Here is a 17334-nt window from a genome sequence, read left to right on the forward strand (position 1 = left end):
CGCCAACAAGGCCTTCGCGGCCGGCGCGGCGGTCCGGCGCGGGCCTATTTCGAACGCGGCCAGCCCATGCCTTTCTATGGCGAAGCGGGGCAGCCCTGGGCGCAGGACGATTTCAGGGAACGCTTCTACGCGCCCGAGGCGGTGGCTTCCCGCGAGGCCCGCCGCCCCGAGGCCCAGGCCCGCATGCCGGCGCTCGTGGCCGAACTGGAACGTGAACTGCTGGCCGTCGCCGCGCGCTGACGGCAGCCGGACAACGGCACGCGCCCGGGATCAGAACCGCTCGTCGGGCCCCAGGTAGCGCCATTGCCCCGGCGGCAGGCTGCCCAGCCGCACGCCGCCGATCCGCACCCGCTTGAGCCCCAGCACCTTCAGTCCCACCGCTTCGCACATGCGCCTGATCTGGCGCTTGCGGCCCTCGCGCAGCACGAAGCTGAGCTGGTCGTCGTTCTGCCAGCGCACTACCGCCGGCCGCAGCGGCTTGCCGTCGAGCGACAGGCCGTGGTTGAGCAACTTCAGGTCGCGCTCGGGCAAGCGGCCGGGGCGGGCGTACTGCACCCGCACCAGGTATTCCTTGTCGACCGTGGAGTCCTCGCCGATCAGGTGGCGCGCGATGCGGCCGTCCTGGGTCAGCACCAGCAGCCCGACCGAATCGATGTCGAGCCGGCCCGCCGGCACCAGGCTGCGCAATTGGGAAGGGTGGAAGCGCAGCGGCGACGGATCGCGCGGCCATCGGCTGTCGGCGCCGACCAGCGTGACCGCGGGCGGGTAGCCGTCCTCGGCCTGGCCGCTCACATAGCCCACCGGCTTGTTGAGCAGCACCGTCACCCGCTGCGCCTGCTCGGCGCTGGCCCGGCGGTCGACGGTGATCTTCTGCTGCGGCAGCACCTTGCTGCCCAGCACGTCCACCACCGCGCCGTCGACCCGCACCCAGCCCTTGCTGATCCAGTCGTCGGCCTCGCGGCGCGAGCACAGGCCCAGTTCGGCCATGCGCTTGGAAAGGCGGAGCGGTTCGGTCATGCTGAGGCAACGGAAAAAGAAGGCGACAGCCCCGCATTCTAGTGGACGCGCGCCCCGGCATGCCGCGCCGCCCCATGGAGGGCATGGCGGCGGTTACACTGGCCGGGCCTTCCACAGTCCTTCGCAGCCATGAATTCCAGCGCCGAACCCTTCATCGACCTGGCGGCCGTCGCCGCCGCCGACCGCGACATCGCCCGCTATGCCGCAAGCCTCGACTGCCGCGACGTGCCCTACGACGGCGGCACCGTGCGCTGGTACGGCGCCGGACAGGGCAGCCCGCTGGTGCTGTTCCACGGCGGCCACGGCCGCTGGCTGCACTGGATCCGCAACGTCGACGCGCTGGCCGCTTCGCACCGCGTCTGGGTGCCGGACCTGCCGGCCTTCGGCGCCTCCAGCACGCTGCCGCCGCCCGAGAGCCTGCCGCAGCTGGTGCAGGCCGCCATCGCCACGCTCGACCAACTGGTCGGCGCCGATACCGAGATCGGCCTGACGGGCTTTTCATTCGGCGGCGTGGCGGCGGCCAACGTGGCGCTGCAGCGCGGCGGGGTCAGCCGCCTGGCGCTGCTCGGTTCCGGCGGACACGGCACGCCGCGCCGCCAGCAGCTGCCGATGCTGAGCTGGCGCGATGCCGCCGGCGAGGCCGACATGCTGTCCAAGCTGCACAACAACCTGCGTTCGCTGATGCTGCACGACGAGGCCGCCATCGATGCGCAGGCGCTGGCCATCCACCGCGATGCCTGCCTGAACACCCGCTTCCGCAGCAAGGGGCTGTCGCAGGGCGGGTCGGCGAAGGCCGTGGTGGCGCAGCTGCGGATGCCGATGCTGCTGCTGTGGGGCGAGCACGACGTCACCGCCGAGCCGGCCGTCGCCATCGCGGCCATGGGCGCGGGCCGCCCGGAACGGCGGGGCGAAGTGATCGCGGGCGCCGGCCACTGGGCGCAGTACGAGCGGGCCGAGGCGGTCAACCGCGCGCTGCTGGCCTTCTTCGACTGAGGGCCCGCCGGGCCGCGGCCAGGCGGTCGCGCGGGCATGGCGATTGATACGAAAACAATGTCAATGGCGGCGGTTCGATGGCGGGCAGGCCCTCCTATAATCGATCCGACCTGACGTCCTGCGGCCTCCGCCGCCAGCCCCGCACATGAATCCAGACACCCGACTGGTCGACATCCTCGCCGGCCAGCTTGCCGGCTATCCCGTCGCCCCCGCCCGCGCGGCCGAACTGCTCGAAGAACTGCGGCAGCTGCACGAAGCGGTCGCCGGCGCGGCGGCCATGCTGGCCTTCGACGATGCGCCCGCCGATTTCGCGCGGGTGCTGGAAGCCGGGGCGCCATGAGCGTGGCCCGCGCGGCCGACATCGCCACGTTCGGCCTGGTCGAACTGGCCGACGCGATCGCCGCCGGCGAGGTGTCGTCGGTCGATGCCACCGCCGCATGCCTGGCCCGCATCGAGGCCTGGCAACCGTCACGCAACGCCTTCATCCGGATCGACGCCGAGGCCGCCCTGGACGCCGCGCGCCAATGCGACCTGCGGCAGGCGCGCGGCGAACGGCTCGGCCCGCTGCACGGCGTGCCGCTCGCGCACAAGGACATGTTCTACCGCCAGGGCCGGGTCAGCACCGGCGGCAGCCTGATCCGCCGGCACTGGGCCGCCACCGAAACCGCCACCGCGCTGTCGCGGCTGGACGCCGCCGGCGCCGTCGAGCTCGGCACGCTCAACATGGCCGAATTCGCCGGCGGCCCCACCGGCCACAACATGCACTACGGGCATTGCGGCAACGCCCACCATGCCGAGTACATCTCCGGCGGCTCGTCCAGCGGCTCGGGCTCGGCCGTGGCCGCCTGCCTGGCCTTCGGCGCGCTGGGATCGGACACCGGCGCCTCGGTGCGCCTGCCTGCCGCCGCCAACGGCGTGGTCGGCATCAAGCCCACCTACGGCCGCATCAGCCGCCGCGGCGCCATGCCGCGTTCATGGTCGCTGGACCACGTCGGCGTGCTGGCGCGTTCGGCCCGCGACTGCGCCCGCCTGCTGGCCGTGGTCGCCGGGCACGATCCGGGCGACCCGACCTCCAGCGCCCGGCCGGTGCCCGACTACGAGGCCGGCCTCGGGCGCCCGCTGCGCGGCGTGCGGATCGGCCTGCCCGATCCCGACCGCCTCGGCCCCATCGACGAGCAGGTGGCGCAGGCGCTGGCCGCCAGCGCCGAAACCTACGCCGGGCTCGGCGCGCGGCTGGTGCCGGTGCCGTTCGACGACATGACCGTCCTGTTCCGGGCGGCCGAAACCATCATCAAGTCGGAAGCGGCGGCCATCCACGGCCCGTGGCTCGCGTCGCGGCGCGAAGACTACGCGCCGCTGCTGCGGTCGCGGATCGAGGTCGGCCTGTTGATCCCGGCCACGCAATACATCGACGCACTGCGGCTGCGCGCCAAGCTGACCGAGCGTTTCCTCGAGACCACGATGCGCGGGGTCGACGCCCTGCACCTGCCGGTGATCCCGTTCCCGCTGCCGAGGCTGGCCGACTGCGACGTCGAGTCGGGCGGCGGCGGCCGCGACGTGCTGGCGCTGGTCGGCCGCATGACCGCGCTCACGCGGCCGATGAATTTCCTCGGCCTGCCCGCCATCAGCGTGCCCTGCGGCTTCTGCCGCGACGGGCTGCCGATCGGCGCGCAGCTGGCCGCGCGGCCGTTCGACGAGCCGCTGCTGCTGGCGCTGGCGCACCAGTTCGGCCAGGCCGCGCCGCAGCACCGGCGCATTCCCCGTCTCTGACCCGCCCGCGGCCCCGCATGGAACTGCGCCAAATGCGCTATTTCGTGCGCATCGTCGAACTGGGCGGCATGGGCAAGGCCGCGCTCGAACTCGACGTGGCCACCTCCGCGCTGAGCCAGCAGATCAATCGTCTCGAGGCCGAACTCGGCGTGCGGCTGCTGGTGCGCCACCAGAACGGCTCGGTGCCCACCGAAGCCGGCTCCGCCTTCTACCGCCGGGCCCAGCTCGCCCTGCGCCATGCCGACGAGGCCGCGCGCGAGGCGCTCCGGTCGCGCCTGTCGGGCGCGGTCAGCGTGGGCCTGCCGTCGTCCGCGGCGGCAGTGCTGGGCGGGCCGCTGCTGCAGGCCATGGGCGAACGCTATCCCGACCTGCGCCTGCACCTGGTCGAATCGTTCTCGGGCTTCCTGTCGCGCATGCTCAAGGCGCGCCAGCTCGACCTGGCGGTGCTGTTCGAAAGCGAGGTCGCCAGCCGCTGGCACGTCACGCCGCTGCTGGAGGAAAGCCTGTACGCCATCTGTTCGCCGTCGTCGCCGCACGCCTTCGCCGGCGCCAGCATCCGCCTGGCCGACCTGGCCGGCGTGCCGCTGATCCTGCCGAGCCGGTCGCACGGCATGCGGCATCTGCTCGACGCCGCTTTTTCCAAGCAAGGCTGCGTGCCGACCGTGGCCGCCGAGATCGATTCGCTCGGCATGCTGCTGGAGGCGGTGCGGCAGGGGCTGGGCGTCACCATACAGGCCGGCGCGGTCGCCAACCTGGCGCCGGTCAGCGGACTGGGTTTCGCGCAGTTGGGGGGCGTGCCGGGCCTGCGCAACCTGCTGGTCAGCCTGCCGAACGACGAAGTATCGCCGGCCGCCGAGGCGGCGCGGACCGTGGTCCGCGACGTCGCCACCCGACTGGTAAAGGAAAAGAAATGGATCGGCGCCCTGTTAAGCGATGCTTAACAGCTCACCACGATATGCGTCTGGCGCAGGCATAGACGCCTCTCTATAGTTTTTGGACATGGCGCGGGACGCCGCCGGCATCCTGTGCTTCCTCAACTTCTGGAGAGTCGGAATGGCGCGATCAATCGTATGGACGGGTTTCCTCTGCATGTGCCTGGCGATGGCGGGCGGCGCCCGCGCGGCCTATCCCGACCGGCCGATCAGCCTGATCGTCGTGTTCGGGCCGGGCGGGACCAGCGACGTGGTGGCCCGCATCGTCGCCAAGGAACTGGCCGCCGGCCTGAAGCAACCGGTGGTGGTCGAGAACCGGCCGGGGGCGGGCGGCAACGTCGGCGCCGCCGCGGCAGCGCGCGCCGCTCCCGACGGCTATACCCTGCTGGCGGCCTTTCCCGGCCTGACCACCAACGGCGCCCTGTACGGTTCGCTCAACTACGATCCCGCGGGCTTCGTGCCGATTTCGCTGCTGGCCAGCGCGCCCAACGTCATCGTCGTGCGGCCCTCGTCGACCGCGGCCACGCTGCGCGAGTTCGTCGAGCAGGCGCGGGCGGCCGGCAAGCCGCTGAACTTCGGCTCGGCCGGCGCCGGCACCTCGTCGCACCTGGCGGGCGAGGCCTTCAAGGAGCTGGCCGGCATCGACATGGTCCACGTGCCGTACAAGGGCGGCGCGCCGGCGCTGGCCGACCTCGCCGCCAGCCGGCTCGACGTGATGATCATCCCGTTGCCCGAGTCGATCGCCATGATTCGCGCCGGCAAGGTCAAGCCGCTCGCGCTGGCCAGCGCGCGGCGCTCGCCGCTGCTGCCCGAACTGCCGACCACGGCCGAGGCGGGGTGGAAGAACTTCGAGGTGGGCTCGTGGTACGGGCTGTCGGCGCCGCACGGCACGCCGGCCGCGGTGCGCGACGCGTTGGCTGCGGCGGCCGCCAGGGCGCTGCGCGCCGGCGAGGTGCAGGCCGCGTTCGCCGCGCAAGGCGTGGAGACCGTCGGCAGCTCCCCGGCCGAGTTCGACGCCTTCCTGAAGAGCGAGACCGCCCGCTGGAGCGCGGTCATCGTCAAGAACGACATCCACCTGGATTGATCCGGACGCGCCGGAGCCCGCCCATGAAAATCTGGTACCAGAGCTTCACCCGGCAGTCGCTGTATCCGCGCTATGGCCAGGCGCTGCGGCGCCTGGTCGATGCGCTGCGCGAGCCCGGCACCACGGTCGACGTCCACGCGCTGGAAAAGACGGGCGGCCTGGCCACGCAGCACCACTACCTGGAGCACCTGCACCTGGCCGAGGTGCTGGAGAACGTGGAGCGCGCCGTCGAGCAGGGCTACGACGCGTTCGCCATCGGCCATTTCACCGACTCCGGCCTGCAGGAAGCGCGCGAGATCGCGCCCATCCCCGTGCTCGGCCTGGGGGAGACCAGCATGCATCTTGCCTGTATGATGGGGCGACGCTTTGCCCTGGTCGGACTCGGACCGAAGTCGCTCGACAGCGTGGCGCAGCGGGTGCACGCCTATGGCCTGGACTACCGGCTGGCGGGCACCGCGGCCATGGCGTTCGACAATCCCGTCGCGCTCGAGGCCGGGTTCTCCGACCCGGCGGCGCGCGACGGCATCGTGCGCGCCTTCCACGAGGCCGCCGGCGCCGCCGTCCGGGCCGGCGCCGAGGTGGTCATTCCCGCCGGCGGCGTGGCGATGGCAGTGCTCGGCGCGGCAGGGGTACACCTGACCGCCGACGGCGCGACCGTGCTCAACGGCATCGCCGCGCTCGTGAGAATGTGCGAGTCCGCCGTCCGGATGGACAGGTGGATGGGGGGACATTTCACCAGCAAGCGGCTGAGCTATGCGCCGCCGTCGCCCGCCGAAATGGACAGCGTCCGGCAATTCTATGGCGACGGGGTCTACCGCTCGGCCAGGCGCTGAATCCTGCCTCCGGCCGGTGCCGGAGGCCGTCCTGTCGGGAGTCGATCCATGATGCCACCCACTCGTTCGCTTCAGGTATTCATGACCGTGGCCGAAGAGCTGCATTTCCGCAAGGCCGCGGAGCGTCTGCACATGACCCAGCCGCCGCTGAGCATGCACATCAAGCAGCTGGAGGAATGGATCGGGGTGGACCTGTTCAGCCGCACCACGCGTTCGGTGCGCCTGACGCCGGCCGGCATGGAACTCAAGCAGCGGGTGGCGCGCCTGCTGGCCGCCTTCGACGAGATGACCGAGGCCGTGCGCCACGTGGGCCGGGGCGCGAGCGGTTCCCTGAACCTGGGGTTCTCGGCCAGCGCGGCCTTCGACGTGCTGCCGCGGCTGCTGGCGATGCAGCGCAGCCGCTATCCGCAGGTCGAGCTCGAACTGCGGGAGGAAACCACCGCGGCCTTGTTCGACTCGCTGCACGCCCGCGCCATCGATGCGGCGCTGCTGCGGGCCTCGCCCGCGGCCATGGTGCCCGAGTTCTCCTATACGGTGGCGGCGCGCGAGCCGATGGTCGTGGCGCTGCCGCTGGCGCACCGGCTGGCGCGGCTGGCCGAGGTACCCGTGGAAAGGCTGGTGGGCGAGCCGATGGTCGGTTTCTCGGCCAACGGCGCCCATTATTTCCGCCACCTGGTGCAGCAGCTGTTCGAGGCGCACGGCGTGCAGCCGCTGATCGTGCATGAGGGACTGCTGCCCGGCATCCTGGCGCTGGTCGAGGCCGGCGTGGGGGCAGCGCTGGTGCCGGCCTCGATGGCGCGCCTGCGTCCCGGCGAGCTGGCCTACCGTCCGCTGGCCGATGGCTGCGGCCTGGACATCTGCACGCTCTACTGTGCCTGGCGCAAGGGCGACTTCAATCCGGTGGTGCAGAATTTCGTCGGCGTGGTGGACGCCTCCGGACTGGCCCAGCCCGGGGCCGTGCGGCTGCCGGGCGGACCGCCCGCGGCGCGCGCTTCGATGGCGGCGCCGGGATTCGACGTATCGGCGCCGGCGCTGCCTTGAGGCCCGGATGCCTGCCGCCCCGGTGCCCGGCGGGGCGACGCGGCGGGCGGCACGGCGCTGCCGCAGGCGTCAGGTGCTGCTGGCCGAGAATTTGACGGTGGTCGCCCGCGCGGCGAAATCGGTCACCACGTTGACCAGCGCCGGCCGTCCCTCGGCCACCGCGCGGGCGGCGCGCTCCAGCGCCGGCCGGATGTCGCCCGGCTGTTCCACGTATTCCGCATGGCAGCCGAGCGCCCTGGCCATTTCGTCGTAGCGCGTGTAGCCCAGGTAGCGGCCCGGCTTCTCGCCCTTGGGGTCGGCCGTCCAGCCGCCGTTCAGGCTGATCACCACCAGCACCGGAATGCCGTGCCGCACCGCGGTGTCCAGCTCCAGGCCGTTCATGCCGAACGAGCCGTCGCCGTGCAGCACGATGACCTGCTTGTCGGGCAGCGCGGCCTTGGCGCCGATGCCGAACGGCAGGCCGACGCCCATGATGCCGAAGGGACCGGAGTTCAGCCGGTGGCCGGCCACGTGGGTGGGAATGCTCTGGCGGCCGTAGTTGAGGATTTCCTGTCCGTCGACCACCAGCACCGCGTCGCGGTCCATGAAGTCGCGGATCTCCTTGCACAGGCGCAGCGGATGGATCGGCACCTGGGCGGTGGCCATCGCTTCTTCCTGCTGCGGCCGCTTCTTGTCCTCGATGCCCTGCAGGTAGGCGCGCCAGTCGGCGAAGGCGCCGGCGTCGATCGTGCCTTCGGCCGCCTGGCTCAGCTGCGCGAGCACCGCGCCGGCATCGCCGGCGATGCCGATGTCGCTGCGGCCGTCGGCGCCGATTTCCGACGGATCGATGTCGATGCGCACCATGGTGGCTTCGGCGTTGAAGCGCGGCGCCCGGCCGTGCCCGAACACGTAATTCAGCCGCGTGCCGGCCACCAGCACGAAGTCGGCTTCGCGCAGCGCCGTCGAGCGCGCGTTCGGGAAGGTGCTGCCGGCGTCTTCCGGCACCACGCCGCGTCCCTGCGGCGTGGTGTAGAGCGGGATGCCGGTCTGACCGACCCAGCGTTCGAGCTGGGCCGACGCGCCCGACCACAGGATGCCGCTGCCCGAGATGACCACCGGCCGCCGCGCCTGCGCCAGCCGCTCGATGGCCTGGCGCACCAGCGCGGGATCGCCGTGCGGCCTGGGCGGCTCGAAGCCCTCCATGTGCCGCGGCCAGCGCACCGCGGACTCGTCCACCGGGCGGAACAGGACGTCGCCGGGCAGGTCGAGGTAGACCGGCCCCGGCTTGCCCGTCATGGCCTGGCGATAGGCGCGCACGATCAGTTCGGGAATGCGTTCGGTTTCGTATACGCGTTCCGACCACTTGGTCAGCGGCTTCATCGCCGCCACCTGGTCGAATTCCTGGAAGCCGCCCGTCAGGTATTCGCCGATCGGCCCCGAGCCGCCCAGCGCCAGCACGGGCGCGCCGTCGACCAGCGCGTTGGCCAGCCCGGTGCCGAAGTTCAGCGCGCCGGGCCCCGAGCATGCCATGCAGACGCCTGGCCGGTTGCGCAGCCTGCTGTAGGCGTGGGCCATCATCGCGGCGGCCTGTTCATGGCGCACGTCGATGCCGCGCAGGCCGCGTTCGATGCTGGCTTTCTCGGCGCCGAGCATGGGCGCGCCCATGACGAAGAAGAACGCGTCGACGCCGAGGCGCTCCAGTGTCGCGGCGACCAGTTCCGAACCGGTGATTGGCATGTGTTGTCTCCAGATGATGAAAGAAAAGGCGGCGGGTTCAGGACGCGGCCTGCAGGATGACGCGGGCGTCGACCACCGAGCAGCCGCCGGCATGGGCGATGATGGGATTGAGGTCGATCTCGGCGATCTCGGGGTGCGCCATCGCGATCTCGGATACCTTGACCAGCAGTTCCACGATGTCGTCGCGGCGCACGGGCGGATTGCCGCGCGCGCCGTCCAGCATCGACGCATAGCGGATGCCGTTCACCATTTCGCGGGCGTCGGCCGGGCCGATCGGCAGGGCGCGGAACGACACGTCGCGGATGATTTCCACGAACACGCCGCCCAGCCCGAAGGTGATGACTTTGCCGTAGGCCGGATCCTGCAGCACGCCGATCAGCAATTCGGTGCCGCGCGGCGCCATCGGCGCGACCAGATAGCCCTGCACGGCGGCCTGCGGGGCGCGCCGGGCGATCGAGGCCTCGATCCTGGCCACGGCCTGCGCCACGCCGTCGGCGCCGACCGCGTTGAGCACCACCGCGCCCGCGTCGGACTTGTGCACGATATCGGCCGACACGACCTTGACCGCGACGGGCGCGTCGCCGAACGCCTGCTGCGCGGCCGCGGCGCCGGCCGCGCCGGCGATCAGCCGATACGGATCGAGCGCCACCCCGTGCGCCTCCAGCAGCGCCCGCGCTTCCGTCTCCAGCAGGTCGCGGCCCGCCTTGCGGGCGGCCTCGACGATGGCGCGCGCCTCGGGCGGGGCGGGCCGCGGCGCCGGCGGCGGCAGGGCAAGGCGGCGCCGGGCTTCGCCGTAGTCCGCGGCGGCGGCCAGGCATTGCACCGCGGTCTCCATCCCGCGCTGGTACGGCACGCCGGCCTCGCGCAGCGCGGCCAGGGCCGGCGGCTTGAGGTTGGCGAAATGCGACTGCACGACGATGGGCTTGCCGTAGGCCTGCATCATGCGGGCCAGGCTTTCGCACACCCGCAGCTCGTCGCGCCCGGCCTGTTCGCCGTAGCGGATGCCGTAGGCGCCGAACAGCCCCACCAGCAACAGGGCGTCGATGTTCGGATCCTGCAGGATCGCCTCGGCGATCGATTCGTAGTACTCGACCCGCGGATCGGTGCCGCCGCCGGCGTCCACCGGGTTGGCGATCGCGGTCGCGGCAGGCACGATGGCGTGGATCCGGTCTTGCGTGGCCTGCGACAGCGTGGCCAGTTCGAGCCCGCGGTCGGCGCATGCCTCCGAGGCGACGGTGATCGGGCCGCCGCCTTCCGAGACGATGGCCACGCGGCGGCCGGCCATCGGCGGCAGCAGCGACAGCGCCTCGGCCACCGGGAACAGCTCGTCCGAGCGCGCCACCACCACCGCGCCCGCCTGCCTGAGCACGCCCTGGCTGATGGCATAGTCGCCCGCCAGCGAGCCGCTGTGCGACTTGGCCGCGCTCTTGCCGGCGGCATTGCGCCCGGCCACGTACATGGCCACCGGCTTGCGCAGCGACACTTCGCGCAGCGTCTTCAGGAAAGCCGGCGCGTCCTTGAACCCTTCGACGTAGAACATGACGGCGCGAGTTTCGTCGTCGGTGCCGAGCAGGTCCAGGTATTCGTGGAACAGGATGTCGGCCTGGTTGCCCACCGACAGCATCACGGCGATGCCGCCGTGGCCGTGGAAGATGATCTCGGTCTGCAGCGACGACATGACGTTGGCCGAGTTCGACAGGATCGACAGCTGGCCGCGCGGCAGGTCGAGATTGCCCAGCGCGTTGCAGCCCAGCCGGGCGCTGAACATGCCGTTGGTGTTGGGGCCGATCAGCCGCACGCCGTAGCGGCGCGCCACGGCGACGGTTTCCTCCTCCAGCAGGCGCCCGGCCTCGCTGGCTTCCGAGAAGCCGCCGGCCAGCAGCACCGCGCCGCGCACGCCGGCGCGGCCGCATTCCTCGATCACGCCCGGCGTGGTGGCCGCGGCGGTGCAGACCAGCGCCAGGTCCACGGGCTCGGGCACGGCGCCCACGTTCGGGTAGCAGGGCAGGCCGAGGATCTCGGTTTCCCTGGGATTGATCGGAAAGATCCGCCCCTGGTAGCGGTCGGCCTGCAGCGATTTGATGGCGCGATAGCCGCGCTTCTCGGGGTTCTTCGACGCGCCGATGACGGCGATCGTGCGGGGGTGGATGACGTTTTCCAGATAATGCGGCATGGCCCTTTCTTGCCTCCTTGCTTATTCGCCGGCGCGCTGCGCCTTGCTTCCGATCACATCGGCTCGATGCCGGCCTGTTCCACCAGGCGGCGGTATTTGTCGACCTCGCCGTCGACGAATTTCCTGACCGTGTCGACCGAGCCGCCCATGGGCTCGAGGCCGACGCCGTACAGCCATTGCTTGAAGCTGTCGGTGCCGAGCAGTTTCTGGATCGCGCCGTTCAGGCGCTCGACCACCTCGGGCGGCGTCTTCGACGGCGCGGCCAGGCCGATCCAGCCGATCAGTTCGTAGCCGGCCAGCCCGGCCTCCTGCATCGACGGCACGTCGGGCAGCAGCTCGGTCCGCTCGCGGGTAGTGACGGCCACCGGGCGCAGGCCGCCCGATTTGATGAAGGGCAGGGCCTCGGGCAGCACCGCGAACATGGCGTCGACCTGGCCGCCCACCAGGTCGGTGATGGCGTTGGCGCCGCCCTTGTAGGGCACGCGGTTGAGCCGGGTCTTGGTGCTCGCCATGAACATCTCGCCTGCCATGTGCTGCGGCCCGCCCACCGCCGCGATGGCGTAGTTGATCTCGCCCGGCTTGCTGCGCGCCAGGTCGATGAACTGCTGGACGGTGGTGACCGGCAGCGAAGGATGGACCACCAGCACGTTGGGCTGCGCCGCCACCATCGCCACCGCGCTCAAGTCCTTGCGCGGATCGTAGGGCAGGTTCTTGAACATGCTGGGGGCGGCCGCCAGCGTGGTGGCCGCCGTCGCCAGCAGGGTATAGCCGTCGGGATCCGATTTCGCCACGAAATTGGCGCCGATATTGGCGCTGGCGCCGGCCCGGTTTTCCACGATGAAGGTCTGGCCCAGTTCGTCTTTCAGGCGATGCGCGATTTCGCGCGCCACCAGGTCGACGCTGCCGCCGGCGGTATACGGGACGATTATCCGGACCTGTTTGTCGGGATAGGGCGCCGAATATGCCGGAGCGATCGTGCCGAGAAATACCAATGCCGCGAAATATCTCGCAATCATAGACTTCTCCTGTGCCAGGGGGGGATTCGAGTGGATGATTGAATGGACGGCGGGATGGACGAAAAAATCATATTTTTAATTTCCATAATGCGTCCAATATGGTTTTGATAATGATTGATAGCAATGTCGAATTAATCCGGGGAAGGTTTTGCCAGATCATTCCGATTATCGAAAATCAGTATCCGGGCATTTTCATAATCATGGAGACTTCCGATATCGATGGCTGCCTGGCGCGCATCGCCGCGCGCGAACCGGCGGTCAGGGCATGGGCGCACCACGAGCCCGGACAGGTGCTGCGGCAGGCAGCCGGACTGCCGCCGCGCACGCCCGCCATGCCCCTCTGGGGCGTGCCGGTGGCGGTAAAAGACATCATCGACACCGCCGACATGCCCACCGAATGCGGCTCGCGGGCGCTCGCGGGCCGCCGGCCCGCGGCCGACGCCGCCGTGGTGCGGCGGCTGCGCGAGGCGGGCGCCGTCATCATGGGCAAGACCGTCACCACCGAATTCGCCTACGTGCATCCCGGCCCCACCGCCAATCCGCACGACCCGGCGCGCACGCCGGGCGGTTCGTCCAGCGGTTCGGCCGCCGCCGTCGCGGCCGGCATGGTGCCGCTGGCGCTGGGCACGCAGACCGGCGGCTCGACCCTGCGGCCGTCGGCTTACTGCGGCATCGTGGGCTTCAAGCCGACCTATGGCGCGCTGCCGATCGGCGGCGTGCACCCGCTGGCGCCGTCGATGGATACCGTGGGCATCCACGCGCGCAGCGTGGACGGCGCCCGGCTCCTGTACGAGGTGCTGACCGGCCTGCCGCCGGCCGCGCCTGCCGGCGGCCTGCGGCGCCTGCGCTTCGCTTTCCATCCCGGGCCCCAGCGCGACGAGGCCGAAGAGGACGCGCGGGCGGTGCTGGAAGGCGCGCGCCGCGCGCTGCTCGCCGCGGGCGCCGAGGAAATACCGCTGGCCTTGCCGGAGGAATTCGGCGCGCTGAGCGAGATCAACCGGCTCGTCATGGCCTACGAAGGCGCTCGCGCGCTGCACCCGTACTACGAGCGCGCGCCGTCGGCGCTGGGCGCGCCGACCGTCGCCCTGATCGAGCAGGGACGCGCCCTGCTTGAGCGCGCCTATCGCGAGGCGCTGGCAACCGTGGCCCGCTGCCGCGCGGCCCACGCCGCCGCGGCGCGCAGCGTCGATTTCCTGCTGACCTTCAGCGCGCCTGGCGAGGCGCCGCTGGCCGCCGCCGGCACCGGGTCGTCCGTCTTCAACCGTCCATGGACCACGCTGGGCGTCCCGGCCATCACCCTTCCCGCCGGCCGCGGCGCGCACGGCATGCCGATCGGCGTCCAGCTGGCCGGCTTCGCCGGCGCCGACCTCGCGCTGCTGGCCGCGGCCCGCCGCGCCGAGACGCTACTGTCGACTGCCGGCATGCCCTGACGCCGGTCCTCCGCCACTCCAGGAGTCCTTTCCATGCTGCTCCCCCACCACGGCCGCTACGATTACTCGGCCATCACCCGCCGCCCGGATTACTCGTGGCCGGACGGCAAGCGGCTCGCCGTCTACTTCGCCCTCAACATCGAGCACTTCGCCTACGGCGCGGGCGTGGGCCACGCCCTGTCGAGCGAACTCGCGCCGCCCGACCCGCGCACTTTCGCCTGGCGCGACTACGGCAACCGGGTGGGCGTCTGGCGGCTGCTGGAGCTGTTCGACGAACTGGGCCTGCCCGGCTGCCACCTGATCAACACGGCGGTGTTCGACTACTGTCCCGACGTGCTGGAGCCCATCCTGGCGCGCGGCGACGAAATCATCGGCCACGGCCGCACCAACGCCGAACGGCAAGGCCAATGGTGGGAAGCCGACGAGGCCCGCATGCTGGCCGAGGTGCGCGACGCCATCGCCCGCCACGGCGGCCGCCCCCCGCGCGGCTGGATGGGCCCGTGGATGTCGCAGAGCCGGGTCACCATCGATCTGCTGCAGGAGGCCGGCTACGCCTTCGCCATGGACTGGCCCTGCGACGACCAGCCGGTCTGGCTGCGCACCCGCAACGGCCGCATCCTGTCGATGCCGTATTCGCTAGAGATCAACGATTCGCCGCAGATCCTGGTGCGCCGCCACACCGGCGAGGAGTTCGCCGCCATGATCGTCAGGCAGTTCGAGGAAATGCTGCGGCAGTCGGCGCGCCAGCCGCTGGTGCTGGGCATCGCGCTGCACACGATGATCGTCGGCCAGCCGCACCGGCTGCATGCGCTACGCGAGGCGCTGTCCCACATCGTCAACCACCCCGGGGCCGATCGCGTCTGGCTGGCCCGGCCCGGCGAGATCTACGACCACTGCATGACGCTGCCGCCCGGCGCCATCGCGTGACCGGCCCGTATACGCACATCCAGGAGCGCAGGATGCCTTCACCGACGACACCCTTGCCGGCAATGCCCTTGCCGACGCACGACCGCTATCCCTTCTCGATGATCGACCAGCGGCCGGCCTTCGACTGGCCGCAGGGCAAGCGTTTGGCCTTCTACGTCTGCTTCAACATCGAGGTGTTCGCCTTCGGCGAGGGCATGGGTTCCGACGTGGGCCTGGCCAACCCGGCGCCGAACCACCGCAGCTATGCCTGGCGCGACTACGGCAACCGGGTCGGCCTGTCGCGCATGCTGGACCTGGTGGACGAACTGGGCCTGCCCGCATGCCACAACGTCAATTCTTTCGCCTACGACATGCATCCGCAGATGTTCGAGCGGATCCGCCGGCGCGGCGACGAGATCATCGGCCACGGCCGCACCAACGCCGAGCGCCAGGCCCCCATGTGGGAAGAAGACGAACGGCGCCTGATCCGCGAGACCACCGAGGCCATCGCCCGCCACGAGGGGCGGCCGCCGCGCGGCTGGCTGGGGCCGTGGCTGGCCGAGACGCGCGTCACGCCCGACCTGCTGCAGGAAGCCGGCTACACCTATCTGCTGGACTGGGCCTGCGATGACCAGCCCATCTGGATGCGCACCCGCAACGGCCGCATCCTGTCGATTCCCTATCCGATCGAGGTCAACGATTCGCCGGCCATCGTGTTCCGGCAGCACAGCGCCGAAGATTTCGCCGACATGATCGTCGACCAGTTCGACGAAATGCTGCGCCAGAGCGAGGCCCAGGCGCTGGTGTGCCCGATCGCGCTGCATACTTTCGTGATCGGCCAGCCGTTCCGCATGCGGCACCTGCGGCGGGCGCTCGAACATTGCGCCAAGCACCCGGGCCGCGAACAGGTGTGGTTCACGCGGCCGGGCGAGATCGCCGAGTATTGCTACCGCCTGCCGGAGCACGCGCTGGCATAGGCGGACCGGCCCGGGTGGCTGCCGCGCAACAGTCCCCCCGACGCCCGAGGGGAGGGGCGCCATGGCGGCGCGCCGCGCTTGTCTTTCGCCTTGCCGCCTGCTACCATCCCCGACATGAACCTCGCTTCCCGCCCGTTTTACTTTTACTTTTTTGGTTTTCCGATGCCGCTGGCGGAGGAAAGGAAGCGTCGTATCTAACGAATCCTGTCCCAAAAAAGCCGCCAGCAGACCTGGCGGCTTTTTTTATGCCTGGACGACGCCGAAGGATGAACCGGGCAGGGGCCTCAACCCGCAATAGACTGCAGCAGCAGAGCCAGGAGAAGGACCGTGTCGCACAATACCGATGACTTGCGCATTCGTGAAATCAAGGAGCTTGCTCCCCCTTCGCACCTGATGCGCGAGTTTCCCTGCACCACCGGCGTCGCCGAAACCGTCCACGGCGCCCGCCAGGCGGTGCACCGCGTCCTGCACGGCATGGACGACCGCCTGGTCGTCATCATCGGCCCGTGCTCGATCCACGACACCGACGCCGCCCTGGAATACGCCCGCCGCCTGAAGGCGCAGCGCGACCGCTTCGCCGACGACCTGGAGATCATCATGCGCGTGTACTTCGAAAAGCCGCGCACCACGGTCGGCTGGAAGGGCCTGATCAACGACCCGGACCTGGACGGCAGCTTCAACATCAACAAGGGCCTGCGCACCGCGCGCCAGCTGCTGCTGGAGATCAACGCCCAAGGCTTGCCTGCGGGGTGCGAATATCTGGACATGATCACGCCGCAGTACATCGCCGACCTGGTTTCCTGGGGCGCGATCGGCGCGCGCACCACCGAAAGCCAGGTGCACCGCGAGCTGGCCTCGGGGCTGTCGTGTCCGGTCGGGTTCAAGAACGGTACCGACGGCAACGTGCGCATCGCCGTCGATGCCATCAAGGCGGCCTCGCAGCCGCACCATTTCCTGTCGGTCACCAAGGGCGGGGTGTCGGCCATCGTGTCGACCAACGGCAACGAAGACTGCCACGTCATCCTGCGCGGCGGCAAGGCGCCCAACTACGACGCCGCCAGCGTCGAGCAGGCCTGCGCCGACATGGCCAAGTCGGGCCTGGCGCAGCGCGTGATGATCGACGCCAGCCACGCCAACAGCAGCAAGAAGCCCGAGAACCAGCCGGCCGTGATGGCCGACGTGGGCGGCCAGGTGGCGGCCGGCGACCCGCGCATCGTGGGCGTGATGGTAGAGAGCCATCTGGTGGCCGGCCGGCAGGACCTGGTTCCCGGCAAGCCGCTTACCTACGGCCAGAGCATCACCGACGGCTGCATCGACTGGGACGCCTCGGTACAGGTGCTGGAAGGGCTGGCGCAGGCGGTGCGGTCGCGGCGCCAGATGGCGGCAGCCACGGGCAAGTAGCCCGCTGCCAACCGCCGCCGCATGGTGCGCAGCCGCCGTGCCCGC

16 protein-coding genes are annotated in these 17334 nt (G+C 70.7%); 12 read left to right on the forward strand and 4 right to left on the reverse strand.

The window, feature by feature from the left end:
- Positions 1-66 precede the first annotated feature (66 nt).
- Positions 67-240 carry a hypothetical protein gene (locus ABD927_RS00265; RefSeq protein WP_345245123.1) on the forward strand — a complete coding sequence of 58 codons (174 nt, stop codon included), beginning with the start codon at positions 67-69 and terminating at the stop codon, positions 238-240.
- Positions 241-270: 30 nt separating this feature from the next.
- Here ABD927_RS00265 and ABD927_RS00270 read toward each other — a convergent pair whose 3' ends face one another.
- Complete coding sequence (locus ABD927_RS00270) at positions 271-1017, reverse strand: pseudouridine synthase (protein ID WP_345245125.1); 747 nt, start codon at positions 1015-1017, stop codon at positions 271-273.
- Positions 1018-1146: 129 nt separating this feature from the next.
- On the opposite strand from ABD927_RS00270, the gene ABD927_RS00275 reads away from it, so the two are divergent.
- The 7 genes from ABD927_RS00275 to ABD927_RS00305 all read left to right on the forward strand — a co-directional run bounded on the left by ABD927_RS00275 (position 1147) and on the right by ABD927_RS00305 (position 7670).
- Positions 1147-2010 (forward strand): alpha/beta fold hydrolase, encoded by an 864-nt coding sequence (locus ABD927_RS00275; protein WP_345245127.1) that lies wholly within the window; start codon positions 1147-1149, stop codon positions 2008-2010.
- Positions 2011-2155: 145 nt separating this feature from the next.
- The gene (locus ABD927_RS00280) at positions 2156-2350 is read left to right on the forward strand and encodes a hypothetical protein (RefSeq protein WP_345245129.1); all 195 of its coding nucleotides are present in this window, start codon (positions 2156-2158) and stop codon (positions 2348-2350) included.
- A complete protein-coding gene (locus ABD927_RS00285) occupies positions 2347-3780 on the forward strand; it encodes an amidase (RefSeq protein WP_345245130.1) in 1434 nt (477 codons plus the stop codon). The genes ABD927_RS00280 and ABD927_RS00285 overlap by 4 nt, the downstream gene beginning before the upstream one ends.
- A 17-nt stretch (positions 3781-3797) precedes the next feature.
- A complete protein-coding gene (locus ABD927_RS00290; RefSeq protein ID WP_345245132.1) occupies positions 3798-4721 on the forward strand; it encodes a LysR substrate-binding domain-containing protein in 924 nt (307 codons plus the stop codon).
- Between the two features lie 112 nt (positions 4722-4833).
- A complete protein-coding gene (locus ABD927_RS00295; protein ID WP_345245134.1) occupies positions 4834-5796 on the forward strand; it encodes a tripartite tricarboxylate transporter substrate binding protein in 963 nt (320 codons plus the stop codon).
- A gap of 23 nt (positions 5797-5819) precedes the next feature.
- The gene (locus ABD927_RS00300; protein ID WP_345245136.1) at positions 5820-6629 is read left to right on the forward strand and encodes an aspartate/glutamate racemase family protein; all 810 of its coding nucleotides are present in this window, start codon (positions 5820-5822) and stop codon (positions 6627-6629) included.
- Between the two features lie 48 nt (positions 6630-6677).
- Positions 6678-7670 (forward strand): LysR substrate-binding domain-containing protein, encoded by a 993-nt coding sequence (locus tag ABD927_RS00305; protein ID WP_345245138.1) that lies wholly within the window; start codon positions 6678-6680, stop codon positions 7668-7670.
- A gap of 69 nt (positions 7671-7739) precedes the next feature.
- Here ABD927_RS00305 and ABD927_RS00310 read toward each other — a convergent pair whose 3' ends face one another.
- Genes ABD927_RS00310 through ABD927_RS00320 form a run of 3 tightly spaced genes read right to left on the reverse strand, consistent with a single transcriptional unit; the run spans position 7740 to position 12575 of the window.
- On the reverse strand, positions 7740-9386 hold the full coding sequence (locus ABD927_RS00310) for a thiamine pyrophosphate-binding protein (protein ID WP_345245140.1): 1647 nt from the start codon (positions 9384-9386) through the stop codon (positions 7740-7742).
- A 37-nt stretch (positions 9387-9423) separates the two neighbouring features.
- Positions 9424-11559, reverse strand: a complete 2136-nt coding sequence (locus tag ABD927_RS00315; protein ID WP_345245142.1) for an acetate--CoA ligase family protein — start codon at positions 11557-11559, stop codon at positions 9424-9426.
- 53 nt (positions 11560-11612) lie between these two features.
- Complete coding sequence (locus tag ABD927_RS00320) at positions 11613-12575, reverse strand: Bug family tripartite tricarboxylate transporter substrate binding protein (RefSeq protein ID WP_345245144.1); 963 nt, start codon at positions 12573-12575, stop codon at positions 11613-11615.
- Between the two features lie 200 nt (positions 12576-12775).
- Between ABD927_RS00320 and ABD927_RS00325 the strand changes: the two genes are divergently transcribed.
- The 4 genes from ABD927_RS00325 (at position 12776) to aroG (ending at position 17289) form a co-directional block, all read left to right on the forward strand.
- Positions 12776-14005, forward strand: coding sequence for an amidase (locus tag ABD927_RS00325; protein WP_345245146.1), 1230 nt, complete (start codon positions 12776-12778; stop codon positions 14003-14005).
- A 33-nt stretch (positions 14006-14038) separates the two neighbouring features.
- Positions 14039-14932, forward strand: coding sequence for a polysaccharide deacetylase family protein (locus tag ABD927_RS00330; RefSeq protein ID WP_345245148.1), 894 nt, complete (start codon positions 14039-14041; stop codon positions 14930-14932).
- A 62-nt stretch (positions 14933-14994) separates the two neighbouring features.
- Positions 14995-15888, forward strand: coding sequence for a polysaccharide deacetylase family protein (locus tag ABD927_RS00335; protein ID WP_345245916.1), 894 nt, complete (start codon positions 14995-14997; stop codon positions 15886-15888).
- 327 nt (positions 15889-16215) lie between these two features.
- The gene (aroG, locus tag ABD927_RS00340) at positions 16216-17289 is read left to right on the forward strand and encodes a 3-deoxy-7-phosphoheptulonate synthase AroG (protein WP_345245150.1); all 1074 of its coding nucleotides are present in this window, start codon (positions 16216-16218) and stop codon (positions 17287-17289) included.
- Positions 17290-17334 lie beyond the last annotated feature (45 nt).

It is taken from the genome of Pigmentiphaga soli (assembly GCF_039541095.1).
GTDB lineage: Bacteria > Pseudomonadota > Gammaproteobacteria > Burkholderiales > Burkholderiaceae_B > Pigmentiphaga > Pigmentiphaga soli.

What these genes read in the sequence shown, in the direction of transcription:
- ABD927_RS00265 (WP_345245123.1), top strand. Translation starts at nt 67, where the DNA reads ATGCCTTTCTATGGCGAAGCGGGGCAGCCCTGGGCGCAGGACGATTTC.
- ABD927_RS00270 (WP_345245125.1), bottom strand. Translation starts at nt 1,017, where the DNA reads ATGACCGAACCGCTCCGCCTTTCCAAGCGCATGGCCGAACTGGGCCTG.
- ABD927_RS00275 (WP_345245127.1), top strand. Translation starts at nt 1,147, where the DNA reads ATGAATTCCAGCGCCGAACCCTTCATCGACCTGGCGGCCGTCGCCGCC.
- ABD927_RS00280 (WP_345245129.1), top strand. Translation starts at nt 2,156, where the DNA reads ATGAATCCAGACACCCGACTGGTCGACATCCTCGCCGGCCAGCTTGCC.
- ABD927_RS00285 (WP_345245130.1), top strand. Translation starts at nt 2,347, where the DNA reads ATGAGCGTGGCCCGCGCGGCCGACATCGCCACGTTCGGCCTGGTCGAA.
- ABD927_RS00290 (WP_345245132.1), top strand. Translation starts at nt 3,798, where the DNA reads ATGGAACTGCGCCAAATGCGCTATTTCGTGCGCATCGTCGAACTGGGC.
- ABD927_RS00295 (WP_345245134.1), top strand. Translation starts at nt 4,834, where the DNA reads ATGGCGCGATCAATCGTATGGACGGGTTTCCTCTGCATGTGCCTGGCG.
- ABD927_RS00300 (WP_345245136.1), top strand. Translation starts at nt 5,820, where the DNA reads ATGAAAATCTGGTACCAGAGCTTCACCCGGCAGTCGCTGTATCCGCGC.
- ABD927_RS00305 (WP_345245138.1), top strand. Translation starts at nt 6,678, where the DNA reads ATGATGCCACCCACTCGTTCGCTTCAGGTATTCATGACCGTGGCCGAA.
- ABD927_RS00310 (WP_345245140.1), bottom strand. Translation starts at nt 9,386, where the DNA reads ATGCCAATCACCGGTTCGGAACTGGTCGCCGCGACACTGGAGCGCCTC.
- ABD927_RS00315 (WP_345245142.1), bottom strand. Translation starts at nt 11,559, where the DNA reads ATGCCGCATTATCTGGAAAACGTCATCCACCCCCGCACGATCGCCGTC.
- ABD927_RS00320 (WP_345245144.1), bottom strand. Translation starts at nt 12,575, where the DNA reads ATGATTGCGAGATATTTCGCGGCATTGGTATTTCTCGGCACGATCGCT.
- ABD927_RS00325 (WP_345245146.1), top strand. Translation starts at nt 12,776, where the DNA reads ATGGAGACTTCCGATATCGATGGCTGCCTGGCGCGCATCGCCGCGCGC.
- ABD927_RS00330 (WP_345245148.1), top strand. Translation starts at nt 14,039, where the DNA reads ATGCTGCTCCCCCACCACGGCCGCTACGATTACTCGGCCATCACCCGC.
- ABD927_RS00335 (WP_345245916.1), top strand. Translation starts at nt 14,995, where the DNA reads ATGCCCTTGCCGACGCACGACCGCTATCCCTTCTCGATGATCGACCAG.